The organism is Pseudomonas japonica, from assembly GCF_900188455.1.
GTDB classification, from domain to species: domain Bacteria; phylum Pseudomonadota; class Gammaproteobacteria; order Pseudomonadales; family Pseudomonadaceae; genus Aquipseudomonas; species Aquipseudomonas japonica.
In genome coordinates this window covers 264,361-290,148 of the sequence record NZ_FZOL01000001.1, presented here as the reverse complement: position 1 = coordinate 290,148, position 25,788 = coordinate 264,361, and the positions used below count along the sequence as shown (strand labels likewise).

The 25,788-nt window shown below is 65.5% G+C and carries 25 protein-coding genes; 13 read left to right on the top strand and 12 right to left on the bottom strand.

Features of this window, described 5'->3' with window-relative positions:
* Positions 1–120 precede the first annotated feature (120 nt).
* Both CHB99_RS01290 and CHB99_RS01285 read left to right on the top strand, forming a co-directional pair.
* Positions 121–957 (top strand): hypothetical protein, encoded by an 837-nt coding sequence (locus tag CHB99_RS01290; protein WP_042123122.1) that lies wholly within the window; start codon positions 121–123, stop codon positions 955–957.
* Between the two features lie 282 nt (positions 958–1,239).
* A complete protein-coding gene (locus CHB99_RS01285) occupies positions 1,240–2,076 on the top strand; it encodes a hypothetical protein (protein ID WP_042123120.1) in 837 nt (278 codons plus the stop codon).
* A 36-nt stretch (positions 2,077–2,112) separates the two neighbouring features.
* On the opposite strand, the gene CHB99_RS01280 is transcribed toward CHB99_RS01285, so the two are convergent.
* The 4 genes from CHB99_RS01280 to CHB99_RS01265 form a co-directional block, all read right to left on the bottom strand.
* Positions 2,113–3,330, bottom strand: coding sequence for a class I SAM-dependent methyltransferase (locus CHB99_RS01280; RefSeq protein ID WP_042123118.1), 1,218 nt, complete (start codon positions 3,328–3,330; stop codon positions 2,113–2,115).
* A gap of 76 nt (positions 3,331–3,406) precedes the next feature.
* Entirely contained in the window at positions 3,407–4,024 is a 618-nt protein-coding gene (locus tag CHB99_RS01275; RefSeq protein WP_042123116.1) for a TPM domain-containing protein, read from the bottom strand.
* 165 nt (positions 4,025–4,189) lie between these two features.
* A complete protein-coding gene (locus CHB99_RS01270) occupies positions 4,190–4,918 on the bottom strand; it encodes a TPM domain-containing protein (protein ID WP_042123115.1) in 729 nt (242 codons plus the stop codon).
* A complete protein-coding gene (locus CHB99_RS01265; RefSeq protein WP_042123113.1) occupies positions 4,918–5,514 on the bottom strand; it encodes a LemA family protein in 597 nt (198 codons plus the stop codon). Before CHB99_RS01265 ends, CHB99_RS01270 begins: the two co-directional genes overlap by 1 nt.
* 185 nt (positions 5,515–5,699) lie before the next feature.
* Here CHB99_RS01265 and bglX point away from each other — a divergent pair, with 185 nt between their 5' ends.
* The 4 genes from bglX (at position 5,700) to CHB99_RS01245 (ending at position 12,740) form a co-directional block, all read left to right on the top strand.
* A complete protein-coding gene (gene bglX, locus CHB99_RS01260) occupies positions 5,700–7,994 on the top strand; it encodes a beta-glucosidase BglX (RefSeq protein ID WP_042123111.1) in 2,295 nt (764 codons plus the stop codon).
* A 60-nt stretch (positions 7,995–8,054) separates the two neighbouring features.
* Positions 8,055–9,812, top strand: a complete 1,758-nt coding sequence (locus CHB99_RS01255; RefSeq protein ID WP_042123110.1) for an ATP-binding protein — start codon at positions 8,055–8,057, stop codon at positions 9,810–9,812.
* Positions 9,806–11,140 carry a sigma-54-dependent transcriptional regulator gene (locus tag CHB99_RS01250; RefSeq protein WP_042123109.1) on the top strand — a complete coding sequence of 445 codons (1,335 nt, stop codon included), beginning with the start codon at positions 9,806–9,808 and terminating at the stop codon, positions 11,138–11,140. Before CHB99_RS01255 ends, CHB99_RS01250 begins: the two co-directional genes overlap by 7 nt.
* A gap of 274 nt (positions 11,141–11,414) precedes the next feature.
* Positions 11,415–12,740 carry an MFS transporter gene (locus tag CHB99_RS01245; RefSeq protein WP_042123107.1) on the top strand — a complete coding sequence of 442 codons (1,326 nt, stop codon included), beginning with the start codon at positions 11,415–11,417 and terminating at the stop codon, positions 12,738–12,740.
* Positions 12,741–12,862: 122 nt separating this feature from the next.
* Here the strand turns inward: CHB99_RS01245 and CHB99_RS01240 are convergent, their stop codons facing one another.
* Positions 12,863–13,624, bottom strand: a complete 762-nt coding sequence (locus CHB99_RS01240; RefSeq protein ID WP_042123105.1) for a COG4705 family protein — start codon at positions 13,622–13,624, stop codon at positions 12,863–12,865.
* A gap of 237 nt (positions 13,625–13,861) precedes the next feature.
* Here CHB99_RS01240 and CHB99_RS30405 point away from each other — a divergent pair, with 237 nt between their 5' ends.
* Positions 13,862–14,227, top strand: coding sequence for a hypothetical protein (locus CHB99_RS30405; protein WP_042123103.1), 366 nt, complete (start codon positions 13,862–13,864; stop codon positions 14,225–14,227).
* Positions 14,228–14,345: 118 nt separating this feature from the next.
* Complete coding sequence (locus tag CHB99_RS01230) at positions 14,346–14,951, top strand: flavin reductase family protein (protein ID WP_042123101.1); 606 nt, start codon at positions 14,346–14,348, stop codon at positions 14,949–14,951.
* A gap of 4 nt (positions 14,952–14,955) precedes the next feature.
* On the opposite strand, the gene CHB99_RS01225 is transcribed toward CHB99_RS01230, so the two are convergent.
* Both CHB99_RS01225 and CHB99_RS01220 read right to left on the bottom strand, forming a co-directional pair.
* Entirely contained in the window at positions 14,956–15,186 is a 231-nt protein-coding gene (locus tag CHB99_RS01225) for a hypothetical protein (protein WP_170946350.1), read from the bottom strand.
* Between the two features lie 35 nt (positions 15,187–15,221).
* On the bottom strand, positions 15,222–15,530 hold the full coding sequence (locus CHB99_RS01220) for an antibiotic biosynthesis monooxygenase family protein (protein WP_042123096.1): 309 nt from the start codon (positions 15,528–15,530) through the stop codon (positions 15,222–15,224).
* 305 nt (positions 15,531–15,835) lie between these two features.
* Between CHB99_RS01220 and CHB99_RS01215 the strand changes: the two genes are divergently transcribed.
* Positions 15,836–16,750, top strand: a complete 915-nt coding sequence (locus CHB99_RS01215; RefSeq protein ID WP_042123094.1) for an AraC family transcriptional regulator — start codon at positions 15,836–15,838, stop codon at positions 16,748–16,750.
* Here the strand turns inward: CHB99_RS01215 and CHB99_RS01210 are convergent.
* Positions 16,747–18,384 carry a 5-guanidino-2-oxopentanoate decarboxylase gene (locus tag CHB99_RS01210; RefSeq protein WP_042123092.1) on the bottom strand — a complete coding sequence of 546 codons (1,638 nt, stop codon included), beginning with the start codon at positions 18,382–18,384 and terminating at the stop codon, positions 16,747–16,749. The two genes, CHB99_RS01215 and CHB99_RS01210, sit on opposite strands and share 4 nt — an antisense overlap.
* Before the next feature lie 117 nt (positions 18,385–18,501).
* Here CHB99_RS01210 and CHB99_RS01205 point away from each other — a divergent pair, with 117 nt between their 5' ends.
* A complete protein-coding gene (locus CHB99_RS01205) occupies positions 18,502–19,380 on the top strand; it encodes a LysR substrate-binding domain-containing protein (RefSeq protein ID WP_042123090.1) in 879 nt (292 codons plus the stop codon).
* A gap of 216 nt (positions 19,381–19,596) precedes the next feature.
* On the opposite strand, the gene CHB99_RS01200 is transcribed toward CHB99_RS01205, so the two are convergent.
* Positions 19,597–20,211: an NAD(P)-dependent oxidoreductase gene (locus CHB99_RS01200; RefSeq protein WP_042123088.1), complete on the bottom strand. Its 615-nt coding sequence runs from the start codon at positions 20,209–20,211 to the stop codon at positions 19,597–19,599.
* A gap of 27 nt (positions 20,212–20,238) precedes the next feature.
* Entirely contained in the window at positions 20,239–21,123 is an 885-nt protein-coding gene (locus CHB99_RS01195; protein ID WP_042123086.1) for an MBL fold metallo-hydrolase, read from the bottom strand.
* 102 nt (positions 21,124–21,225) lie between these two features.
* Here CHB99_RS01195 and CHB99_RS01190 point away from each other — a divergent pair, with 102 nt between their 5' ends.
* From CHB99_RS01190 to CHB99_RS01180, 3 genes are all read left to right on the top strand, one after another.
* Positions 21,226–22,134 carry a LysR family transcriptional regulator gene (locus tag CHB99_RS01190; protein ID WP_042123084.1) on the top strand — a complete coding sequence of 303 codons (909 nt, stop codon included), beginning with the start codon at positions 21,226–21,228 and terminating at the stop codon, positions 22,132–22,134.
* A gap of 63 nt (positions 22,135–22,197) precedes the next feature.
* The gene (locus CHB99_RS29715; RefSeq protein ID WP_167335845.1) at positions 22,198–22,371 is read left to right on the top strand and encodes a hypothetical protein; all 174 of its coding nucleotides are present in this window, start codon (positions 22,198–22,200) and stop codon (positions 22,369–22,371) included.
* 246 nt (positions 22,372–22,617) lie between these two features.
* Entirely contained in the window at positions 22,618–24,018 is a 1,401-nt protein-coding gene (locus CHB99_RS01180; protein ID WP_052419396.1) for an MDR family MFS transporter, read from the top strand.
* Here the strand turns inward: CHB99_RS01180 and CHB99_RS01175 are convergent, their stop codons facing one another.
* Together CHB99_RS01175 and CHB99_RS01170 are read right to left on the bottom strand one after the other, a co-directional pair.
* Positions 24,019–24,903, bottom strand: coding sequence for a DMT family transporter (locus CHB99_RS01175; protein WP_042123081.1), 885 nt, complete (start codon positions 24,901–24,903; stop codon positions 24,019–24,021).
* A gap of 156 nt (positions 24,904–25,059) precedes the next feature.
* On the bottom strand, positions 25,060–25,692 hold the full coding sequence (locus CHB99_RS01170) for a TetR family transcriptional regulator (protein WP_042123079.1): 633 nt from the start codon (positions 25,690–25,692) through the stop codon (positions 25,060–25,062).
* Between the last annotated feature and the right edge of the window lie 96 nt (positions 25,693–25,788).

Below are 25,788 nucleotides of genomic sequence, written 5' to 3'. Positions count from 1 at the left end.
GTTGTCGCTATCACGCCGATGAACGGGGCCGATATCGCATCCCCTTTTTCCTTTCACGGGTACGGCGCCCGTGTCTCCAGCCTTCTTGCGGGCCCTTGAAAAGCGCCCGAGGAGTCTGAAATGCACAAGACCCTACCGAACGACCCGACCTACCGCGGCCTGTTCCAGCATCATCCGGAAGACAGCTCGCAGATACCGTTCCAGACCCGTGTCTGGTGTCAGTACTTCGCTACCCGCATCGACCTGATCGAGGTGGCGCCGTGGGGCCTGATTCTGCCCGCAGAAACGTTGCAGGCAAACTTTCCCTATCTGATCGAGATCGAAACCCTGGGAATGCCCGCCAACTCGAAACTCCTGCTGCGCTGGACACCCCATGATGGAAGCACTCCACGCACTCTTGATGTCATCCTGCCCGGCGACGGGCAAGTGAACACCAGCCTGAAGATTCCCGATGACTGGCTGATAGAGGACGTCGGCAAGGATGTATTGGTCGAGTGTGAGGTCACCTTGCCGGATGGCCGCGTGGAAGTCGGCAGAAGCTTCGACGCTCATCTCGCCAAAGCCTTGGTGGGCGGTGCGCTGACCGTCGCCGACCTGAAGAACGGGGATACCCTGAAACCGGAAGACTACCCGGGTGGCCTCGCCGTCAGGATCGACCCCATCGGCAATATCCAGGATCGCCACCCGGTTCTCTTCGAGTTGCTCATCGAAGCGGTCACCCAGAGTGGTAGTTTGAGGCCTCTGAACCATTGGCAGATCGAGTTCACCGGGACGCCGGGTGAGGCGTATGAGTTCATCGTGCCGCCAGAGGCCTACACCGGCTTTGGCGATCCGGCTTACCGGGCGCTGGTCGCCAAGGCGATACCGAGCGTCAAGCTGATACCGCGACCCAACCAGCAGTTCTGGTACGGACTGGGCGGGATGACCTTCGATGTGATGTTCTCGACCCGCAAGTAGGGCCAGTTCACCAGCGCCCAACTCGACCTGAAGATCGGCAAGGCGCTGCTCTCCGTCGCCCTGGCCAGATCCACCGTGAGCATCCCGATCGACTGACCTACACTTCGAAAACGACCCGACACCCGTCGGGTCCTTCCTTCCGCGTCCTGGCAGAGTCGTCCCGTTGTCGCTATCACGCCGATGAACGGGGCCGATATCGCATCCCCTTTTTCCTTTCACGGGTACGGCGCCCGTGTCTCCAGCCTTCTTGCGGGCCCTTGAAAAGCGCCCGAGGAGTCTGAAATGCACAAGACCCTACCGAACGACCCGACCTACCGCGGCCTGTTCCAGCATCATCCGGAAGACAGCTCGCAGATACCGTTCCAGACCCGCGTCTGGTGTCAGTACGTCAACTATCACATCGACATGATCGAGATGGCCCCGTGGGGCCTGATCCTGCCCGAGGAAACGGTGCAGGCAGGCTTTCCGAAGATGATCGAGATCGAAACCCTGGGAATGCCCGCCAACTCGAAACTCCTGCTGCGCTGGACACCCCATGATGGAAGCAACCCACGCACTCTTGACTTCACCCTGTTCGGCGACGGGCAAGTGAACACCAGCCTGAGGATCCCCGATAGCTGGCTGAGAGAGGACGTCGGCAAAGATGTCCTGGTCGAATGCGAGGTCACACTGCCGGATGGCCGCGTGGAAGTCGGCAGGAGTTTCAACGCTCATCTCGCCAAAGCGTTGGTAGATGGTGAGATGATCGTCGCCGACCTGAAGCACGGGGATACCCTGAAACCGGAAGACTACCCGGATGGCCTCACCGTCAGAATCGATCCCATCGAAAATATCCGGGATTACCATCCGGTTGTCTTCGAGTTTCAGGTCGACGCAATCCTACAGGGGGGTAGTTTGAGGCCTGTCAACCACTGGCAGATCGAGTTCATCGGGACGCCGGGAGAGGCGTATGAGTTCATCGTACCGCCTGAGGCCTACACCGGCTTTGGCGATCCTGCCTACCAAGGGCTGATCGCCATGGCGCTACCGGGCGTCAAGCTGGTACCACGGCCCACCCTGCAGTTCTGGTACGGACTGGGCGGACAGGTCTTCGATGTGATGTTCTCGACCCGCAAGTAAGGGCCGCAAACCGGGTGAGCGAGACGTTCCCCCCGCTCACCCGGCAATCAAGCCATCCGCCCGCAGCAACGTCTCCAGGCAATGCTCGGTCACCCCGTAGAACGCTTTCAACTCGGCGATCTTCGCCAGCAGCGCGCTCGGATCGCCGGCCTCGCGCCGCCTGGTGGCGAGGATCATCTTGTTCTTGCTGGTGTGCTCCAGCGAGATGAACTCGAACACCTTGACCTCGTAGCCACAGGCTTCCAGGTACAGCGCGCGCAGGCTGTCGGTGAGCATTTCCGCCTGCTGGCCCAGGTGCAGGCCGTATTGCAGCATCGGCTTGAGCAGGCCCGGGCTGTGCAGTTGCGGGCGGATCTGCTTGTGGCAGCACGGCGAGCACATGATGATCGCCGCGCCCGTGCGGATACCGGTGTGGATCGCGTAGTCGGTGGCGATGTCGCAGGCATGCAGGGCGATCATCACGTCGATCTCGGCCGGGACCACGCTGCGCACGTCACCCTGCTCGAACACCAGGCCCGGATGCTCCAGGCGGCCGGCGGCGGCGTTGCACAGCTCGACCATGTCCGCGCGCAACTCGACGCCGGTGACCTGCGCCTGGCGCTGCTGGGTATTGCACAGGTAGTCGTGGATGGCGAAGGTCAGGTAGCCCTTACCCGAGCCGAAGTCCGCCACCCGCACCGGCTGCTCAGTCGGCAGCGCCACGCTGGTGAAGGCATGGGAGAACACTTCGATGAATTTGTTGATCTGCTTCCACTTGCGCGACATGGCCGGGATCAGCGCCTGCTGCCTGTCGGTCACGCCGAGGTCGTGGAGGAACGGCCGGCTCAGTTCCAGGTAGCGCTTCTTCTCGCGGTCATGCTCGTCGCCCGCGGCCTGGCGCACCTGCTGCGCGGCGTTGCGGTGCAGCATCGGCTTGCCCTTCTTGCTGAACTCCAGTTGCACCTCGTCGGCCAGGGTCAGCAGGTGGGCATTGCGGAACGCGCCCGGCAGCCATTCGCCGATCTGCGCCTGGGCTTGCTCCAGCGGCAGGTTGCGGGTGATGTCGCGGGTCTTGTAGCGGTGCACAAACTGCAGGCTCGGCGTGCCCTTGACCGTCAGCGGCTTGGCGGTGATGCGCTGCAGGTCGGCTTCGCTGCCGACATGACGGGCCAGCACCAGCTTGACGAAGGACTGCTGTTGCAGGCTCTCGGCCAGCACGGCGAGAAACTGCGCACGCGCATCCGGCGCGGCCTGGGCGTTGGGGGTAGCGGACATGGGGATGGGGTGCCTCGGGGTTGCGGGGGCGCCAGCCGGCGCGCGATGCCGGGCATTTTACGGGGATGGCCGGCGCTCAGTCGAGGATCACCAGGCGATTGGGCAGCTCATTGCGCTGGGCGGTGGCCGGGACATGGGTCTTGAGCAATTCGCCGCAGGCCGCGATGCAGGTGAGGAAACCTTCCAGGGTCTGCCCGGCGCGGACCTGGGTGGTGAAGCCGGCGACGATGGCGTCCCACACCTGGTTGTCGAGGCGCGCGGCGATGCCGTCGTCCACCAGGATCTCGACATAGCGCTCGGCCTCGCAGACGAAGATCAGCACCCCGGTGCGGCCCGTGGTGTGGTGCAGGTTCTGTTCGAGGAACTGCCGCCGCGCCAGGTTCGAGGCGCGCCACTGGCGGACCGCGCGAGGCACCAGGCGGCTGGTGAACATCGGCAGGCGCAGGACCAGGCAGAGGACGATGAAGGTCAGCCACTGGGCAAGCAGCAGGCCATGGGTGCTGAACCAACCCGTGAGGTAATGCAGCAGTCCCGGCACCAGCAGCGCCAGCAGGCTGGCCCAGACCAGCGGGACATAGGCGTAGTCGTCGGCGCTGCGGGTCAGGACGGTGACCAGCTCGGCATCGGTGTGTCGCTCGACGCCGGCGATCGCCTCGGCGACCTGGCGTTGTTGGAATTCGTTGAGCAGTGCCATTGATGCTCCTTACAAGACTGAAGTGCCTGCCCCTCCTTGTAGGAGCTGGCTTGCCTGCGAAGGACTGCGAAGCGGTCCCGGTTCCCGATCATAAGCCGGGCCGATTTGGGACCGCTTCGCGGTCCTTCGCAGGCAAGCCAGCTCCTACAAAGGGCTCAGGCCGTATTACCAACTCCCGGACGAACCACCGCCACCAAAACTGCCACCGCCACCGCTGAAACCACCGCCGCGCCCACCACCCAACCCGCCAAAACCGCCACCGAACCCACCTCCGGGTCCATGCCGACCACCGCCACCAAGCCCCTGAAGGTACAGAACCACGACCACCAGCACGATGAACAACCCGATCATCCACAACGACGGCGGCTCGCCCTCCTGCTGCGACGCACTCAGCGCCGAAGGCTGCGCCAGCGGATTGCCGCCGAGCACCTGGAGCATCGCCGCCGTGCCCTGGACGATCCCCTGGCTGAACTCACCGCGCTTGAACGCCGGCAGGATGATGCGGTTGATGATCACCGACGACTGCGCATCCGTCAGCCGTTCCTCCAGCCCGTAGCCCACCTCGATGCGCAGCTTGCGCTGCTGCGGCGCGACGATCAGCAGCGCGCCGTTGTCCTTGCCCTTCTGCCCGATGCCCCAGTGCCGCCCCAACTGGTAGCCGTAATCCTCGATCTCCAGGCCCTGCAAGTCAGGCACGGTGACCACCACCACCTGCTCGCCGCTGGCCTGTTCATGGGCCTGCAGCATCTGCGTGAGCTGGTTGCGGGTCGGCCCGTCGAGCAGGTTGGCGTCATCCACCACCCGCCCGCTCAGCAGCGGAAACACCACCTCGGCGCGCACCGCCAGCGCCGCGCAGAGCAGCGCCAGGAGGATCACGGCCTTGAGCGGACGCATCAGAATTTCACTTCAGGGGCTTTGTCGGCATCGGCGCTGGTGGCCTCGAAGCTCTCGCGCAGCGGCAGGTCGCTGTACATCAGGCTGTGCCAGATGCGCCCGGGGAAGGTGCGGATCTCGGTGTTGTACGTCTGCACCGCGGCGATGAAGTCCTTGCGCGCCACGGCGATACGGTTTTCCGTGCCTTCGAGCTGGGACTGCAACGCCAGGAAGTTCTGGTCGGCCTTGAGGTTGGGATACTGCTCGGCGACCACCATCAGTCGGCTCAACGCGCCGGTCAGCTGGGCCTGGGCGGCCTGGAACTGCTTGATCTTCTCCGGATCGTCGAGCGTGCGGGCATCGACCTGGATCGACGTCGCCTTGGCCCGCGCCTCGATCACCGCGGTGAGGGTGTCCTGCTCGTGCTTCGCATAGCCCTTGACCGTTTCCACCAGGTTGGGGATCAGGTCGGCGCGGCGCTGGTACTGGTTCTGCACCTGGCCCCAGGCCGCCTTGACCTGCTCGTCGTAGCTGGGGATGTTGTTGATCCCGCAGCCGGCCAGCAGGCTGGCGCAGAGGATCAGCAACCAGGGTTTGGCACTCTGCATCATGCGCATCTCGCAACGCTCCTCGATTAACCGTTAAGCACCGGACTTGAGGCATAATCCGTGACCGCCGCTGGATAGTGCGGGCCCAATCGGCTACAAACGTGCCCCAGCAAACTACAACAATAGCCGCTCCCCCAATTTCGGCTGGCCGGTATCGACCGTGAATACCGGTGCGCGCCACGAGATCAGAATTCATGAAGAACCTGTGTTTGCTGGGCCTGCTCGTCAGCCTGGCCAGTCAGACGGCCCTGGCCGACACCTCCGCCGCCGCGCACCTGAAGGAAAAGAAAGCCTTCGTCGACCACCTGCTCGGCCAGATGACCCAGGACGAGAAGATCGGCCAGCTGCGCCTGATCTCCATCGGCCCGGAGATGCCACGGGACAAGATCCGCGAGGAAATCGCCGCGGGCCGCATCGGCGGCACCTTCAACTCGCGCACCGCCCCGGAAAACCGGCCGATGCAGGACGCGGCCATGCGCAGCCGGCTGAAGATCCCGATGTTCTTCGCCTACGACACCATCCACGGCAACCGCACTATCTTCCCGATCGGCCTGGGCATGGCCTCGTCCTGGGACATGCAGGCGGTCGCCACGGTCGGCCGCACCTCGGCCGTCGAGGCCGCCGCCGACTCCCTCGACATGACCTTCGCGCCGATGGTCGACATCGCCCGCGACCCGCGCTGGGGCCGCACCAGTGAAGGCTTCGGCGAAGACACCTACCTGACGTCGAAGATCGGCAAGGTGATGGTCGAGTCGTTCCAGGGCAAGAGCCCGGCCAACCCCGACAGCATCATGGCCATCGTCAAGCACTTCGCCCTGTACGGCGCGGTGGAAGGCGGGCGCGACTACAACACGGTCGATATGAGCCTGCCGAAGATGTACAACGACTACCTGCCGCCTTACCGCGCGGCCATCGACGCCGGTGCCGGCGGGGTGATGGTGGCGCTGAACTCGATCAACGGCGTGCCGGCCACCTCCAACACGTGGCTGATGAATGACCTGCTGCGCAAGGAGTGGGGCTTCGATGGCGTGACCATCAGCGACCACGGCGCGATCCAGGAACTGATCCGCCATGGTGTAGCCCGCGACGGCCGCGAGGCGGCCAAGCTGGCGATCAAGGCCGGCATCGACATGAGCATGAACGACACCCTGTACGGCGAAGAGCTGCCAGGCCTGCTCGCCTCCGGCGAAGTGAGCCAGGGCGAGCTGGACCAGGCGGTGCGCGAAGTGCTCGGGGCCAAGTACGACATGGGCCTGTTCAAGGATCCGTACGTGCGCATCGGCAAGGCCGAGAACGACGTGCCGGACTACTACGCCGATGCCCGCCTGCACCGCGACGCCGCTCGCGACGTGGCCCGGCGCGGCCTGGTCCTGCTGGAAAACCGCGCGCAGACCCTGCCGCTGAAGAAAGCCGGGACCATCGCCCTGGTCGGCCCGCTGGCCGACGCGCCGATCGACATGATGGGCAGCTGGGCCGCCGACGGCAAACCGGTGCACTCGGTGACCGTGCGCGAAGGTCTGCGCCGTGCCGTGGGCGACAAGGCCACGCTGGTCTACGCCAAGGGCGCCAACGTCACCGGCGACAAGGCGATGTTCGACTACCTGAACTTCCTCAACTTCGACGCCCCGGAAATCGTCGACGACCCGCGCCCGGCCGCGGTGCTGATCGACGAGGCGGTCAAGGCGGCACGGAAGTCCGACGTGATCGTCGCCGTGGTCGGCGAGTCCCGTGGCATGTCCCACGAGTCCTCCAGCCGCACCACCCTGGAGATCCCGGCGGTACAGCGCGACCTGATCAAGGCCCTGAAAGCCACCGGCAAGCCGCTGGTGCTGGTGCTGATGAACGGCCGTCCGCTGTCCATCGGCTGGGAACGCGAGCAGGCCGACGCACTGCTGGAAACCTGGTTCTCCGGCACCGAGGGCGGCAACGCCATCGCCGACGTGCTGTTCGGCGACTACAACCCGTCCGGCAAGCTGCCGATCAGCTTCCCGCGCTCGGTGGGGCAGATCCCGATGTACTACAACCACATGCGCATCGGCCGGCCGTTCACCCCGGGCAAGCCGGGCAACTACACCTCGCAGTACTTCGAGGAGCCCAACGGCCCGCTGTATCCGTTCGGCTATGGCCTGAGCTACACCGACTTCTCGGTGTCGCCGCTGACCCTGTCGGGCAAGACCCTGAAGAAGGGCGCCAGCCTCGAAGCCAGCGTGAAGGTGAAGAACACCGGCAAGCGCGACGGCGAAACCGTGGTGCAGCTGTACGTGCAGGACGTCGCCGCGTCGATGAGCCGGCCGGTCAAGGAACTGAAGAACTTCCAGAAGATCATGCTCAAGGCGGGCGAAGAGCGGGTCGTGACCTTCCGTATCGGCGAGGACGACCTGAAGTTCTACAACAGCCAGTTGAAGTACGCCGCGGAACCGGGCGAGTTCAACGTGCAGGTCGGCCTGGATTCCGAGTCGGTGCAGCAACAGAGCTTCGAGCTGCTGTAAGCGCCGCCACGCTCAAGGGGAAGCGCCACGCGGCCTTCCCCATCGCCCGGATGGCTCGCCATGACCCTTTCCTTTCGCACGTTGCGCCTGGGGCTGATCGTCCTGTCGATCAGCGCCGGCACCCTGATCGCCGCGGCCTGGGCCATGCAGCATGCCCAGCGCCAGGCCATGGTCGAGGACGCGGCCCGGGCCAGCCAGCAACTGGGCCTGTACGCCAACTCGCTGCACACCCTGATCGAACGCTACCGCGCCCTGCCCGCGGTGCTCGCCCTCGATCCCGAACTCATCACCGCCCTGCGCGGTACCGTGGGCCCTGAAACCCAGGACCTGCTCAATCGCAAGCTGGAGCGCATCAACGGCGCGGCCAATTCCTCGACCCTGGAACTGCTCGACCGCACCGGCCTGGCCGTCGCCGCGAGCAACTGGCGCCTGCCCAGCACCTACGTCGGTCACAACTACGGTTTCCGCCCCTACTTCAAGCAGACCCGCAGCCAGGGCAGCGGACGCTTCTACGCGGTCGGCGTGACCAGCGGGATCCCCGGCTATTTCCTCTCCAGCGCGGTCACCGACGAACAGCAGGGCTTTCTCGGCGCCATGGTGGTCAAGCTGGAGTTTCCCGAGCTGGAACGCGAATGGCGCCAGGGCAACGACATCGTCCTGGTCAGCGATGCCCGCGGCATCTTCTTCATCGCCAACCAGGACGGCTGGCGCTACCGCAAACTGAACACCCTGTCGGCCCATGACTTCAACGAACTGGAACAGACCCGCCAGTACGACAAGCAGGCTCTGGTGCCGCTGCAGCGCCAGGTGCTCGAACGCTTCGACGACAACAGCAACCTGGTCCGCGTGCAGGGCCCGCAGGGCAGCGTCGACTACCTGTGGGAGAGCCTGCCGCTGGAAAGCGAAGGCTGGACCCTGCACCTGCTGCGCCAGCCGCAGACCGGCAACGACGGACGCAACGCCGCCCTGGCCGCGGCGGCCGTGTGGCTGAGCCTGGTGTTCGCCGCGCTGTTCGTCAGCCAGCGCCTGCGCCTGGCCCGCCTGCGCCAGCGCAGTCGCGAGGAGCTGGAGCGCCTGGTGGAAGCACGCACCCGCGACCTGCGCACCGCCCAGGAAGGCCTGGTGCAATCGACCAAGCTGGCGGCCCTGGGGCAGATGTCCGCCGCCCTCGCCCACGAACTCAACCAGCCGCTGACCACCCAGCGCATGCAGCTGGCCTCGCTGCGCCTGCTGCTCGACCACGACCGCGTCGAGGAAGCCCGCCAGGCCCTGGTGCCACTGGAGCAGATGCTGACGCGCATGGCCGCGCTCACCGGCCACCTGAAGACCTTCGCCCGCAACAGCCCCAGCGGCCTGCGCGAGCGCCTCGACCTGGCCACCGTGGTCGATCACGCGCTGCAGTTGCTGGATGCGCGGATTCGCGCCGAGAACGTCAGCACCGCGCTGTACCTGGCGCGACCGGCCTGGGTACGCGGCGATGCGATCCGCCTGGAACAGGTGCTGATCAACCTGCTGCGCAACGCCCTCGACGCCATGGCCGACAAGAGCTTCCGCCGCCTGGAGATCCGCATCGACGCCGAGGAGGACGGCTGGCGCCTGAGCGTGCAGGACAGCGGCGGCGGCATCGCCGCGCAGCATCTGGGCAATGTCTTCGACCCGTTCTTCACCACCAAGCCGGTGGGCGAAGGCCTGGGCCTGGGCCTGGCGATTTCCTATGGCATCATCCATGAAGCCGGCAGCCGCCTGCGGGTCGATAACCAGCCCGGCGGCGCCCGCTTCAGCTTCACCCTTCCCCGCGACCCGGAGCCTGTATGTTGAATTCGGTGATAGTCGTCGACGACGAAGCCAGCATCCGCACGGCGGTCGAGCAGTGGCTCGGCCTGTCGGGCTTCGAGGTGCAGCTGTTCAGCCGCGCCGAGGACTGCCTGGCGCAACTGCCCGCGCACTTTCCCGGGGTGATCCTCAGCGATGTGCGCATGCCGGGCATGGACGGCCTGCAACTGCTGGCGCAGCTGCGGGGGCGCGATCCCGACCTGCCGGTGATCCTGCTCACCGGCCACGGCGATGTACCCATGGCGGTGGAAGCCATGCGCAACGGCGCCTACGACTTCCTGGAAAAACCCTTCAGCCCGGACAGCCTGATGGGCAGTCTGCTGCGTGCCCTGGAAAAACGCCGCCTGGTCCTGGAAAACCGCCGCCTGCTCGAACAGGCCGACCTCAAGACCCGTCTCGAAGCCACCCTGCTCGGCATGACCCAGGGCATGCAGCAGCTGCGCCGCCAGGTGCTGGAGCTGGCCAGCCTGCCGGTCAACGTGCTGATCCGTGGCGAGACCGGCAGCGGCAAGGAACAGGTCGCGCGCTGCCTGCACGACTTCGGCCCGCGCGCGGCCAAGCCCTTCGTCGCCCTCAACTGCGCGGCGATTCCCGAGCACCTGTTCGAGGCCGAGCTGTTCGGCCACGAGAGCGGTGCCTTCACCGGCGCCCAGGGCAAGCGCATCGGCAAGCTGGAATACGCCAACGGCGGCACGGTGTTCCTCGACGAAATCGAAAGCCTGCCGCTGGCCCAGCAGGCCAAGCTGCTGCGGGTGATCCAGGAGCAGAAGCTGGAACGCCTGGGCGCCAACCAGAGCATCGCCGTGGACCTGCGCATCGTCGCCGCGACCAAGCCGGACCTGCTCGAAGAGGCCCGCGCCGGACGTTTTCGCGAAGACCTGGTGTATCGCCTGAACATCGCCGAACTGCGCCTGGCACCGCTGCGCGAACGGCGCGAGGACATCCCGCTGCTGTTCGAACATTTCGCCCGCCATGCCGCCGAGCGGGTCGGCCGCAGCGCACCGCCGCCGAGCATCCTGCAACTGGGGCAACTGCTCGGGCATGACTGGCCGGGCAACGTGCGCGAACTGGCCAATGCCGCCGAACGCCATGCCATGGGCCTGAGCGAGCCGGATGCGCCGCAGCCCGCCGCCGACTCCTCGCTGGCGGCGCAGAGCGAAGCGTTCGAGGCCAATTGCCTGCGCACGTCGCTGCGGCGGCACAAGGGCGAGATCAAGGCGGTGATGGAAGAACTGCAACTGCCGCGGCGCACGCTGAACGAGAAGATGCAGCGCCATGGGCTGGTGCGCGAGGACTTTCTCGAGCGGTCCTGAGCGTGAGCGGAATTCCGCTTATACCCTGCTTCAGATAAGCGGAAATCCGCTTGTTCATCTTCGCCTGTGCTGGCCTCATCGCAGGCAAGCCAGCTCCTACGGGTTCCTCGGAAAACCAGGAAATACGCGGCTTGCACCGCCCCCGTAGGAGCTGGCTTGCCTGCGATAGCACGCTCCAATTCCCCCCATTCCTGCCCTGGCACACCTCCTGCTATAGCCCCCGCAGGCTGCGTTTCCCTACGCCTCCACAAAAACAACATGAAGGTCCCGTCCAATGGATAATTCCTCCACCCTGCCCGCCGGGGCGGCTGCCACGTCCGCACCGGAAAAAACCACCCGTAGTCGCCTCAAGTCGATCTTCAGCGGATCGGTCGGCAACATGGTCGAGTGGTACGACTGGTACGTCTACGCCGCGTTTTCCCTGTACTTCGCCAAGGCCTTCTTCCCGGCCGGCGACACCACCGCGCAACTGCTCAACACCGCCGCGATCTTCGCCGTGGGCTTCCTCATGCGTCCGATCGGCGGCTGGCTGATGGGCCTCTACGCCGACCGCAAGGGGCGCAAGGCCGCGCTGATGGCCTCGGTCCTGCTGATGTGCTTCGGCTCCCTAGTCATCGCCCTGACCCCGGGCTACGAGACCATCGGCGTCGCCGCCCCGATCCTGCTGGTCATCGCCCGCCTCATGCAGGGCCTGTCGGTGGGTGGCGAATACGGCACCTCGGCCACCTACCTCAGCGAGATGGCGACCAAGGAGCGTCGCGGCTTCTTCTCCAGCTTCCAGTACGTGACCCTGATCTCCGGCCAGCTCATCGCATTGGCCGTGCTGATCATCCTGCAGCAGACCCTGACCACCGAACAGCTCTACGCCTGGGGCTGGCGCGTACCCTTCGTGATCGGCGCGCTGTGCGCGGTGGTCGCCCTGTACCTGCGCCGCGGCATGGAAGAAACCGAGTCGTTCACCAGGAAGGAAAAGCCCAAGGCCAAGGAAAGCCTGATGCGCACCCTGATGCGTCATCCGAAGGAACTCGCCACCGTGGTCGGCCTGACCATGGGCGGCACCCTGGCCTTCTACACCTACACCACCTACATGCAGAAATACCTGGTCAACACCGTGGGCATGAGCATCAGCGACTCGACCATGATCTCGGCGGCCACCCTGTTCCTGTTCATGTGCCTGCAACCGGTGATCGGCGGCCTGTCCGACAAGATCGGCCGGCGTCCGATCCTGATCGCCTTCGGCGTGCTGGGGACGATCTTCACCGTACCGATCCTCTCCACCCTGCACACCGTAGAGACCTGGTGGGGCGCGTTCTTCCTGATCATGGCGGCGCTGATCATCGTCAGCGGCTACACCTCGATCAACGCCGTGGTGAAGGCCGAGCTGTTCCCCACCGAGATCCGCGCCCTGGGCGTGGGCCTGCCGTACGCGCTGACCGTGTCGATCTTCGGCGGCACCGCCGAGTACGTGGCGCTGTGGTTCAAGAGCAACGGCATGGAGACCGGCTACTACTGGTACGTCACCGGCTGTATCGCCATTTCCCTGCTGGTGTATGTGTTCATGAAGGACACCCAGAAGCACTCGCGGATCGTGACTGACTGATCCACCAGGGCCTGCTGCGCAGGCCTTCGCGGGCAAGCCACGCTCCTACGGTGGCTTGCGCGGACGCCCGTAGGAGCGTGGCTTGCCCGCGAAGGGCCGCAAAGCGGCCCCAACACCATCGATCAGGAAATCCGCACCAACGCCGCCTGCTGCCGGCTACGCTGACGATCGAACCAGTACGCCATCCCCACCATCACCAGCAACACCCCACCCAGCACCGCCGATGAACCCACGGTGCCGAAATCCAGCCCGCCCTTCGCATACGGCTTGGTCAGGAAGTCTCCCAGGGTCGCGCCGAACGGCCGCGTCAGGACGAACGCGATCCAGAACAGCAGCACCGGCGAAATCCGCGTCAGGTAGCGCGCCAGCACCACCACGCAGATGGCCGCGCCGATCAGCAGCGCACCGCCCGCGAAACCCAGCCCGGAATCGTCCGCCAGATAGTCGCCCAACGCCGTGCCCAGGGTGTTGGAGAACAGGATCGCCACCCAGTAGAACAACTCGCTGCGACGCGTGCTGATGTTGTTGACGTTGAGCGGATCGCCGCTCAGGCGCCAGAGGGCGAAGGTCAGCAGGAGGATGCCGATGAGGATCGCCGAACCGGTGGCGTAGCCAAGGCCCAGGGTGCGGTCCATGAAGTCGGACATGGTGGTGCCCGCGGTACTGGTGGACAGGATCACCAACCAGTACAGCGCCGGATGGTGCCGGCGCGACATCAACTGCGCCAGCAAGGTGACCAGGAACAGGCTGAGCAGGATCACCGAGCTCAGCGCATAGCCGACATCGAGGGTCATCGACAACAGGTCACCGGCGGTTTCGCCGAGGGTGGTGGCGCAGATCTTCATGATCCAGAACGCCAGGGTGATGTGCGGAAGTTTATTCATCGGGTGAGGCCTCCAGTGGCAGATGCCGCGAAGACTGCTCAAGCCCCCATGAAAAATGGGTGGGCAACCCATCAAAAAAGCGTTGATGAAAAAGGTTTCATCTTGGTCCGGGCCAGCCATCAAATCGAATTAACTGATTTAAACAGCCTATTTTTTGCGCTTTTTAATCAAATTAATCGGCGTAGCATCAAACCCATGAAAACAAGCAACCCTACTCACTACCCCGGAGCAACCACCATGAAAAGCAAACTGATCCTGACCCTGGCCTTCTCGGTTCTGACCGCCAACGCTTTCGCCGCCGACGGCTTCGACCGCACCGGCAGCCACAACTTCAGCCACCCACAAGCCCAGGCGGCGGCCGTTGCCGAAGATGGCTTCGATCGCACCAACGGCGCCAAATTCACCGAAGACGGCTTCGATCGCACCAACGGCGCCAAATTCGCCGCAGACGGCTTCGATCGCACCAACGCTGCCAAATTCGCCGAAGACGGCTTCGATCGCACCAACGGTGCCAAATTCGCCGAAGACGGTTTCGATCGCACCAACGGCGCCAAATTCGCCGCCGATGGCTTCGACCGCACCCAGGCCCACCGCTTCAGCTGAAACGCACGGCACTTCCTTCCACAGCCCGGCTCCGGCCGGGCTTAATCGTTTTCAGGGGCCGGCGCTCTTGGCACACTAGGGCCCTTCCTTCCGTGTTCCAGCCCACAAGGCCCGCTCGATGTACTACTACGAACCCGCAAAAGGCCACGGCCTGCCCCATGATCCATTCAATGCCATCGTCGGTCCGCGCCCGATCGGCTGGATCTCTTCCCAGGACGCCGAAGGCCGCCTGAACCTCGCGCCCTACAGTTTCTTCAACGCCTTCAACTACATTCCGCCGATCATCGGTTTCTGCAGCGTCGGGCGCAAAGACAGCCTGAACAACATCGAACAGACCGGCGAATTCGCCTGGAACCTGGCCACCCGCCCACTGGCCGAGGCGATGAACCAGAGCTGCGCGGCAGTGCCGCCGGAGGTCGACGAGTTCGCCCTGAGCCAACTGACCGCGGCACCGTCGCGGGTGATCGCGGTGCCGCGGGTGCAGGAAAGCCCGGTGTCGTTCGAATGCAAGGTGAGTCAGATCATCCAGCTGCAGCGTGCCGACCAGCAGTTGGTGCCGAGCTGGCTGATCCTGGGTGAGGTGGTGGCGGTGCATATCGCCGAGCATCTGCTCAAGGACGGTATCTACGACACCGCCGCGGCACAGCCGATCCTGCGTGGTGGCGGACCGGCGGATTATTTCGAGCTGGGCAACCTGTTCAAGATGGCCCGCCCACAGGCTTGAGCGCCTACCAGACCAGTTCGGCGTCGGCGCTGACGCCGTTCAGGCGCTCCAGTTCGGCACTGGCCGCTTCGTCGGCGGCCGTGGCGGTCTTGAAGATCTGCCCCGGCAGCACCTTGTGAAAACGCGGCGCGCCAGTGGCGCCCAGGCCCTTCACCGCGATCGCGGCGCTGTAGCCGCCTTCGCCGGGAACCACTGCCGATACCGCTTCGAAACCCACGAATACTCTGCGCGCCATGCCGGTTACATCCACATCGATTGGGAAAAAGGCGCTCATTCTACGCCGGGGGCGCTGAAGGTGTGCAGATCGAGACTCTCCAGCACCCGCGCCTGCACCAGTTCGCCGAACACCCGCAGGTTCGGCGAATTGAAGTAACCGTGCATCGCCGCCTGGTCGCGCCACTGGCTGCTGAGCAACCAGAGATCACCGTCGCAGGTCGAACGCTGCAGGCTGAAACCCAGACAACCCGGCGTGCCGCGGCTGGGTTCGAGCAGTTGCGCGAGACGCTCGCCCAGCTCGGCGGAACGCCCCGCGCAGGCGCGCACGAAGGAAAGATGGCTGACCGGTTGCGATGGCGTCATGTGCGGTGCTCCTGTAACGGGCCAGAGGGAAACTGCCAGGTAGCCAAGATTACCCACGGGTGTCAGCCGGCGTTAGGCGAATGCTGTCCGCGGATTGCCTGATCCTGCATGGCAGGCCGTGCAGGCTCGCGACCAGGCCTGCGCCGACGCACACCCGACGGGTTCGCCTTCAGGCACACGCAATCGCTTCAATTTACCGACAGACGGCAGCCACCCGCAGGATCGTGCAAGAAACCGACAGCTTTCGGCTAGCGTCCGGACTTGCCCAAACCTATGCTGCGACAACCCGCCGAGGACTCATCTCCATGTCAGACGCCGACCCGCTCGATCCCGCTCTCGAATCCAGGCGCCAGGAACTGGCCGACCTGGTGCGCCGGCACGCCGCCGCCGTGCCCGGCGAACCTTCGGCGATCAAGGACCTGTGCCTGGTCATCCACGAGGAAAACATCCGCTCGATGCCTGCCCTGACACAGCCGGCCCTGTGCCTCCTCGCCCAGGGCAGCAAGGCGGTGCACCTGGGCGAAGAGCGCTACGTCTATGACCCGCTGCATTACATGGTGGTGTCGGTGGCGATGCCGATCAGCGGCGTGTACCTCGACGCCAGCCCGGAAAACCCGAGCCTGGGCATTCGCCTGGATATCGACCCGGCGGAAATCAACAACCTGATCGCCGATGCCGGCCCGATGGGCGTTCCCAGCGCCTCCGGGCGCGGGCTGTATGTCGAGCGGGTCGACGCTGCCTTGATCGATGCCTTGCTGCGCCTGATCCGCCTGCTGGACACGCCGAAAGACATCCCGGTGCTCGCACCGTTGATCCGCCGGGAAATCCTCTACCGCCTGCTGCGTGGGCAACAGGGGCATCGCCTGTACGAAATCGCCATGGCCAACAGCCAGACCCATCGCGTCTGCCAGGCCATCCAGTGGCTCAACGATCACTTCGACAAACCGCTGCGCATCGAGGACCTGGCCAGGGAAGTGAACCTCAGCGCCTCGGCCCTGCATCACCGCTTCAAGGCGGTGACCTCGATGAGCCCCTTGCAGTACCAGAAACAGCTGCGCCTCCAGGAGGCCCGTCGGTTGATGCTCAACGACGGACTGGAGGCGGCGGTTGCGGGTTATCGGGTGGGCTACGAGAGCCCGTCGCAGTTCAGCCGCGAATACAGCCGGCTGTACGGCGCGCCGCCCTTGCGGGACATGGCGCGCCTGCGCAACGCGATCTAGGCCAGAACGGCTTCGCTCCAGCGACGCTGGTCGATCTCGATCAGTGTCGGGCCCTGGCGAGCGGCGGCGGCGACCAGCGCCGCCTGCAGTGCGGCCACGTCATTGGCCACCTCGGCCACGCAACCAAAGCCCTTGGCGATGGTGACGAAGTCCGGCGTGTGAATGTCCACGCCCACCGGCTCGATGGCACGGTTGACCATGTAGCGCTTGATCTCTTCGTAGCCCTGGTTGTTCCACAGCAGGACGATCAGTGGCACTTGCGCCTCCACCGCGCTGGCCAGTTCGGGCAGGGTGAACTGGATGCCGCCATCGCCGATCAGACACACCGCCGGCAGCCGCTGCGCCGGGTTCGCCGCGCTGCCCAGCCAGGCGCCCATGGCGGCCGGCAGGGCGTAGCCGAGGGTGCCGTAGCCGGTGGAGGCGTTGAACCAGCGACGCGGCTGGTCCAGGTCCAGGGTGAGGTTGCCGGTGTACACCGGCTGGGTCGAATCGCCCACCAGCACCGCATCCGGCAGCACTTCGAGAATGCTTTCGAGGAACAGGGTCTGCGCCTTGGCCGCGGCATCCCACTGGCTGGCCAGGGTTTCCCGCAGGCGCGCGGCGCGGGCCTGGCCCCAGTCGTCAGCCCGCACCGGCGCCGGCTGCTCGGCGAGCGCGCGCAGCAGCGCGTCGCTGGCCTCGCCGGCATCGGCGACCAGGGCCAGCTTCGGCGGATAGTTGCGCACGGTCTGGTCCGGATCGATGTCGATGCGCAGCAGGGTCCCGGGGATCTCGAAACCGCCCTTGAAGGTGACGTCGTAGTCGGTCTCGGCCAGTTCGGTGCCGATCGCCAGGACCACATCGGCCTCGCGCACCAGTTCGCGGGTGGCGACCAGCGACTGGGTCGAGCCGATCAGCAGCGGGTGATGGGACGGCAACATGCCCTTGGCGTTGATGGTCAGCGCGGTGGGGGCCTGCAGGTACTCGGCCAGCAGGGTCAGCGCGGCGCTGGCGGCGATCGCACCGCCACCGGCGAGGATCAGGGGACGCTGGGCGGCCGCCAGCATGGTCGCCATCTTCGCCACCGGCGCCGACGCGGCACCGGCGCGATCGACCCGTACCGGCTCGCTGCCCAGCAGGTGATCGGCCTCCTCGACGATCACGTCCAGGGGAATCTCGATATGCACCGGCCGCGGGCGGGCGCCGTCGAACACGGCGAACGCGCGCGCCAGCACCGCCGGCAGGTCGTCGGCGCTCATCAGGGTATGGGAGAAGGCGGCGACACCGGACACCAGTTCGCTCTGGTTCGGCAGCTCATGCAGCTTGCCGCGACCGCCGCCCAGGGCGTTGCGCGACTGCACGCTGGAAATCACCAGCATCGGGATCGAGTCGGCGTAGGCCTGGCCCATGGCGGTGGTGATGTTGGTCATGCCCGGGCCGGTGATGATGAAGCAGACCCCCGGCTTGCCGCGGGTCCGCGCATAGCCGTCAGCCATGAAGCCAGCGCCTTGCTCGTGGCGTGGGGTGATGTGGCGAATGCTGGACGAGGCAAGCCCGCGATAGAGCTCGACGGTGTGCACGCCAGGGATGCCGAACACATGGTCGACACCGTAGTTTTCGAGGAGTTTTACCAGCACTTCGCCGCACGTCGCCATGTTCTGTCGCCTGTTGTCTGTATTCGGAACAAGGACTTCATTGGACCGCCGGGCGGCTACCGGCACAATGCAAAGTTCCTCATACTAGCCATGCGCCCCAGTCATGGCTTACGACACATGAAAAGACTCCCGCCCCTCCCCGCCCTGCACACCTTCCTGATCACCGCCCAGTGCTGCAATTTCACCCGCGCGGCGCAGCAGCTGTACCTGACCCAGGGAGCGGTGAGCCGCCAGATTGCCGGGCTGGAAGAACACCTCGGCTACCCCCTGTTCATCCGCCAGGCCCGCGGCCTGAGCCTGACCCGCGAAGGTCAGGAGTGGCTGCCGCGGGTGCAGCAGGTATTCGCGCTGCTCGAGGACGGTATGCAGCAGATCGGCGCACCGCACAGCACCTTGCAGCTCAAGGCGCCGACCTGCGTGATGCGCTGGCTGCTGCCGCGCCTGATGGAATGGCAGGCGTTGCGCCCGGACGTGCCGGTGGAGTTGACCACCACCATCCAGCACGGCGTGGATTTTCGTCGCGAGGGCTTCGATGCCGCGGTGGTCTATGGCCCCGAGCCGGAGCCCGGAACGCAGGCGCTGAAGCTGTTCGACGAGCAACTGACGCCGGTCTGTTCGCCGCAACTGCTGGCGGGCAAGGCAGCGTTGCGCGAGGTGACGGACCTGCGCGGGCAGATGCTCCTGCATCCATCGCGGGACGAGCGGGACTGGCAGACCTGGCTGGAGGCGGCGGGCAGTGGCCTGGAGATCCAGGGCAAGCGCCAGCATTTCGAGACCCTGGACATGGCGATGGCCATGGCCTCGCAGGGCACCGGGGTGGCGATCGGCGACTGGGCGCTGATCGGCGAGGACCTGGCCAGTGGACGGCTGGTGATGCCGTTCGGGCTCAAGGTGGCGACGGGGAAGGCGTATTACCTGGTGATGCCGGGGAAGGTGGCGGGGACGGGGTTGCTGGAGTTGATGGCGTGGTTGGAGGGTCAGGCGCAAAAACGCTGACATCAACCTGCAGGAACGTGGCTTGCCTGCGAAAGACCCGTAGGAGCTGGCTTGCCTGCGAAAGGACCGCGCCAGCGGTCCCAGACCTCACCGCTATCGGGACCGCTGCGCGGTCCTTTCGCGGGCAAGCCACGCTCCTACAGGCCCTCCGCGGGCAAGCCAGTTCCAGGTCCTTCGCAGGCAAGCCAGTTCCAGGCCCTTCGCAGCGCCGACGACTCAATAGCCGACAGTAAACCGCTGCCGCGAATGCGCCGGCTTCTCCACCTCATCCAGCAAGGCAATCGCGTAGTCGGCGAAGGTGATCCAGCTCTTGCCGTCCGCGCCGATCAGCAGGTGATCCTGGCCCAGCCGGTACTGGCCGGTGCGCGCGCCTTCGACGAATTCCGCCGACGGCGAAAGGAAGGTCCAGTCCAGTTCCTTCTCCTGACGCAGGGTGTCGAGGTAGACCGCGCCAGCGCTGGCCTCGGCCTTGTAGGCTTCGGGAAAGTCCGGGCTGTCGATCACTCGCGAGTCGTCCGGCAGCAACAGGCTGCCCGCCCCGCCCACCACCAGCACGCGCTTGACCCCGGCCTGCTTCGCCGGGCCCAGCAGGGTGGCGGCGGGAATACCGGAGAAATGCGCGGCACTCAGCACCACGTCGTGCCCGCTCAGGGCCTGTTGCAGCGCGGCGCCATCCTTGATGTCCAGGGCAACCGTGGTCACCCCGGCACGCCCTTGCAGCGCCGCCGGATCGCGGGCGATGGCGGTGACGCTGTGACCACGGCGCAGGGCCTCTTCCAGCAACTGGCTGCCGGCACGTCCGGTAGCACCGATGATTGCGATCTTGCTCATGAAAAACCTCCTATCGGATTGAACGGGTTACCACTGCATCTCGCCCTTGGCGACCTTGGCGCTCAGCTCCAGCGAGCTTTCCTCGCCCAGGCCCGGGTAACGTTTCTTCATTGCCGCGATGAGCGCATCGGCATTGGCCGCACGGACGGTTTCCTCATCGAAGGCGCGAATGTAGTTGCCGGTAAAACGCACCGCCTCCAGCGAGCCGCTGCTGGCGCCCAGGTAATGACCGGGAACCACCACTGTCGGCTCCAGGCGCTCGATCCGGGCCAGGCCGGCAAGCCAGTCGGCATGGGACTGCGCGGTCTGGGTGTCGGCCATCCACACATGCTGGTTTTCCGCGATCAGGATGCCGCCCACCACCGCCTTGATCGATGGAATCCACACGAAGCTGCGGTCCGGCTGCGGGCCGTCGAGGCCGACCACCTGCAGCACCTGGCCTTCGAGCATCAGCCGGTCACCCTCGAGCACGTCCGGCAACACCAGGCGCCGCGGTTTGTCGGCGCCCATCTGCGGGCCCCAGTAGGCGAGCTTGGCGTCCATGGTCTGCTTGATGTGCTCGACGGTCGGCTGCGAGGCGACCACCCGTACATCCGGGAATGCACGCAGCACGGTGTCGAGGGCGAAGTAGTAATCCGGGTCGCCGTGGCTGATGTAGATCGTGGTCAGCTGCTTGCCGCTGGCCTTCAGTTTTGCCACTACCTGCTCGGCCTGGGCCTTGCCGAACTGGGCATCGATGAGGATGGCGTCGTGGGCGCCACTGACGATCACCGAGGTGACCGGGAACAGCGCCTCGGTGCCCGGGTTGTAGACCGTCAGTTGCAGCGGCGCCTCGGCGGCCACGGCGCGGGTGAACCAGAGCAGGGCAAGCAGGGCCGGCAGCAAACGGCGCAAAGAGAGAAGACGAAGCATCGCGGAATCCTGTGCAAGATGATGTCCCACAGCTTAGTTGCACGATTCGCAGCAAAAAATGCGATGCTTCGACATAGTTTGTTTCTGAAATCGGACATATCCATGGACCGCCTTACCGCCATGCGGGTCTTCGTCACCGTGGTCGACCTCGGCAGCCAGTCCGCCGCCGCCGATCATCTGGACCTGTCGCGTCCGGTGATTTCCCGCTATCTGGCCGACCTGGAGAACTGGGTCGGCGCAAGGCTGATGCAGCGCACCACGCGCAAACTGAGCCTGACCGCCGCCGGCAAGGAGACCCTGCCACGCTGCCGGCAGATGCTGGAGCTGGCCGGAGACCTGCAGGCGGCGGTCAGCACGCCGGACCAGGCACCGCGCGGTGAGTTGCGCATCAGCGTCAGCACCTCGTTCGGTCAGGCGCAACTGGTGGACGCGATTGCCGAATACGTGCGGCGTTACCCGCAAGTGAAGGTCGATCTGCAGATGCTCGATCGCACCGTCAACCTGGTGGACGAGCGCATCGACCTGGCGATCCGCACCAGCAACGATATCGACCCGAACCTGATCGCCCGGCGCCTGAGCGTGTGTCATTCGGTGATCTGCGCGGCGCCCGCGTACCTGCGCGAGCATCCGGCGCCGCGGGTGGTGCAGGACCTCAGCCAGCACAACTGCCTGACCCACTCCTATTTCGGCCACAGCCTCTGGCATTTCGAGGTGGACGGCGAAAGCGTGTCGGTACCGATCCACGGCAACATCAGCGCCAACGAAGCGCTGACCCTGCAGCAGGCGACCCTGGCCGGTGCCGGGATCGCCATGCTGCCGAGCTACCTGGCCCACGGCCCGCTGCGCAGCGGCGAACTGATCCGCCTGCTGCCCGAGGCCAGACCCCGGACGCTCAACCTCAATGCGGTGTACACCTCGCGCAAGCACATGCCGGCGACCTTGCGCAGCATGCTGGATTTCCTCGCCGAGCGCTTCCGCGACCCACCGGAGTGGGATCGCGACCTGCCCTGAGCGACACCACGGGTGCTGGACTATCCTTGTAACCGTATGTGTGGGTTGCCGGAGGTCAGCATCATGGGTGTCAAATCCAGGAAATGCGCCATCGTCTGCGCCATCGCCGCCGTCATGGGGCTCTATGCGACCGCCGCCTGGCGGGTCGAGCAGGCGCGCAATCAGCCATGGTCGGCGGCAAGCTGTTCGCTGGCGCATTGCGTGCCGCATACGGCGACGCTGAGTGCGCTGAGGTAGGCCAGCGAGACTCTTAGCAAGCTATTGGTTACACTCGGACATACTATTCAAGACAGCCGAGGGGGCCGCGTTGCGGCCCTTCGCGGGCAAGCCACGCTCCTACGCAAGAATCGCATCAAGCCGTAGGAGCGTGGCTTGCCCGTGAAGGACCGCAACGCGGTCCCGATCGGCCATGAGCCGAGCCCCTCCGTGACCCTACCCCACACCCCGCCGCAACCCGCCATCCGCACCGTCCTCGTCGCCCTGATGCTGGCGATTTTCCTCGGCGCCCTCGACCAGACCATCATCGCCGTGTCGATGCCGGCGATCTCCGCGCAGTTCAATGATGTCGGCCTGCTGGCCTGGGTGATTTCCGGCTACATGGTGGCCATGACCGTGGCCACGCCGATCTACGGCAAGCTCGGCGATCTCTATGGCCGTCGGCGCATGATCCTCAGTGGCACGGCGATCTTCACCCTCGCCTCGGTGTTCTGCGCCATGGCCCAGAACATGGAGCAACTGGTGCTGGCCCGGGTGGTCCAGGGCATCGGTGCCGGCGGCATGGTCTCGGTCAGCCAGGCGATCCTCGGCGACCTGGTGGCGCCACGGGAACGCGGGCGCTACCAGGGCTATTTCAGCAGCATGTACGCCGCCGCCAGCGTCACCGGCCCAGTGCTCGGCGGGCTGCTGACCGAGTACCTGTCGTGGCGCTGGGTGTTCTGGCTCAACCTGCCGCTGGGCCTGACCGCCTGGTGGGTGACGCGCAACAGCCTGCGCGGGCTGGCGACGCCGCAGCGGGAGGCGAAGGTGGACTATCCCGGCGCCCTGCTGCTGATCCTCGGCCTCAGCGCCCTGCTCCTGGCGATCACCCTGATCGGCCAGGGCCATGCCTGGCACAGCGAGGCGGTACTGGCACTGCTGGCGGCCGCGGTGTTCGGCCTGACCCTGTTCGTCCTGCACGAACGCCGTGCGCCGGAACCGCTGCTGCCGCTCAAGCTGTTCGGCAACCGCGTCGCCGTGCTGTGCTGGTGCACGATCTTCTTCACCAGCTTCCAGGCCATCTCCCTGACCATGCTGATGCCGCTGCGCTTCCAGAGCATCACCGGCGCCGGGGCCGACAGCGCCGCCTTGCACCTGTTGCCGCTGGCCATGGGCCTGCCGATCGGCGCCTATTGCGCGGGGCGCCTGACCAACCTGACCGGACGCTTCAAGCCGCAGATTCTCTTCGGCAGCACGCTGATGCCCCTGGCCATCGTCGGCATGGCCCTGAGCCCGCCCTCCTCGACGCTGCTCGGCGGCCTGTTCATGCTGCTCACCGGCATCGCCAGCGGTGCCCAGTTCCCCACCTCGCTGGTGGCGGCGCAGAGCGCGGTGCAGGCCAGGGACATCGGCGTGGCGACCAGTACCACCAACCTGTTCCGCTCACTCGGCGGCGCCGTGGGCGTGGCCCTGATGTCGGCCTTGTTGCTGGCGATGCTGCAGGACGGCGGCTATGCCCTGGCCGGCGAAGCCCTGCTCGGCAGCCTGCGCGCCGGCGAGGCGAGCCTGCAGGTGCAGGCCGAGCTGTCGGTGACCTTCCGCAACCTGCTGCTGGGCAGTGCGTCGATCTCGCTGCTGGGCCTGGCCGCCGCGCTGGCCCTGCCCAACCGCGAGCTGCGCGGGCACTGATCAGCGCCGCCGCTGGACCCAGGCCACGGCCAGGCCGCTGAAGCAGATGATGGCGATCCCGACCACGCCGAAGGCATCCGGGCTGTGGTCGAAGATCAGGTAGCCGAACATCCCGGCGAAGAGGATCTGGCCGTAGCTGAACGGCGCCAGCAGGGCCGGCGCGGCATGCTTGAAGGCCGAGGTCAGGAGCATGTGACCGAGCATGCCGCAGGTCCCCAGGCCGAGCATGAACAGGGCATGGGTGAAACTCGGCACGCTCCAGAAGAAGGGCACCAGGGCCGTCATGATCAGGCTGTTGAAGATCCCGGTGAGAAAGTTGCTGGTGGTCGGGCTGTCGGTGGTGCTGAGCTTGCGCGTCAGCAACTGGTAGCAGCCGAAGCAGAATGCCGAACCCAGGGGCAGCAGGATCGCCGGGGTGAACAGCACCCCGCCGGGACGGATCACGATCAGGACGCCGATGAAGCCCGCCGACACCGCGAGCCATTGCCCACGGGTCACCCGCTCGCCCAGCAAGGGCACCGACAGCGCGGTCACCATCAGCGGCGCGAGGAAGTTCACCGCCGTGGCCTCGGCCAGGGGGATATAGCGCAGGCCGGTGGTGAACAGCAGGCTGGTGCCGATCAGGCACAGTGCCCGCGCCAGCTGCAGCAGCGGCCGGCGCGTGCGCACCACCGCCGAGAGCCCGGTGCGCGGCACGAACACCACCAGCATCAGCAGGGTGTGCACCACGTAGCGCGCCCACACCACCATGACGATGGCGTAGAAACCCGACAGGTATTTGGACAGCGCGTCATGGCTGGCAAACAGCAGCACCGCCAGACAGATCAGGGCGATCCCCCGCAACGGTTGATCGGCGCCTTTGATTGTCGGGGTCTGCGCAGTCATGTCCGGACTCGATGAAGAAAATTTAATTAGCCAGCTAAGTATTTAGACGGCGCTTGCCTACATAATGAAGACGCCGGTCTGATTCTTGCCCAGGCCGGCGTCTGACACAACTCAAGGCAATTGCGAATACAAGGCTTCACAATTGCTCACAAAACCTCAATTGCGCAGGGAGGGGCTCAAGCGCAGCATGTCCAGCCCGGTATCGACCAGGCGCTCGGCATCCTCGAACAGGTCGAAGCTGTCGGGCAGCAGCAGCCAGCGCCGGATCAGCCCGTCGATGTAGGCGAACAACGCCAGCGCCGCGCGTTCCGGGTCCATATCCGCAGGCAGTTGGCCACGCTTGATGGCGTTGCCCAGCGAACAGCTGATGCGCTCATGGCAGTCGATCACCGCGTTCTGGCGTTGCACACGGATCTCGCACATCTCATCGGTGAATTCACATTTGTGGTGGAGGATTTCATTGATACGACGCGTCTTGGAGTCGCTGGCCATCTGGTGCATCAGTTGCACCAGCAGTTTGCGCATGCAGCCCAGCGGATCGAGTTCGTCCTCGCTTTCGCTGGCCCGGGCCAGGGCGTCCAGGGGCTCCTGAAGGCTGTCGAGCAGGGCCTGCACCAGCTCGGCCTTATTGTCGAAATGCCAGTAGATCGCACCGCGGGTGACCCCGGCCAGTTCGGCGATATCCGCCAGGGTGGTACGTGCGATCCCACGTTTATAGAAGGCTTTTTCCGCAGCTTCGAGGATCTGGTTACGGGTTTCCCGTGCTTCCTCTTTGGTTCGACGGACCATGGCAGTGCAACCTCATCAAGGGGCCGCGCGCCTGCATCGGGCGAGCGGTTTCTAAACCGGTGCGGCGGGGTTTGGCCGCGTTCCGGGAGTTCGGGT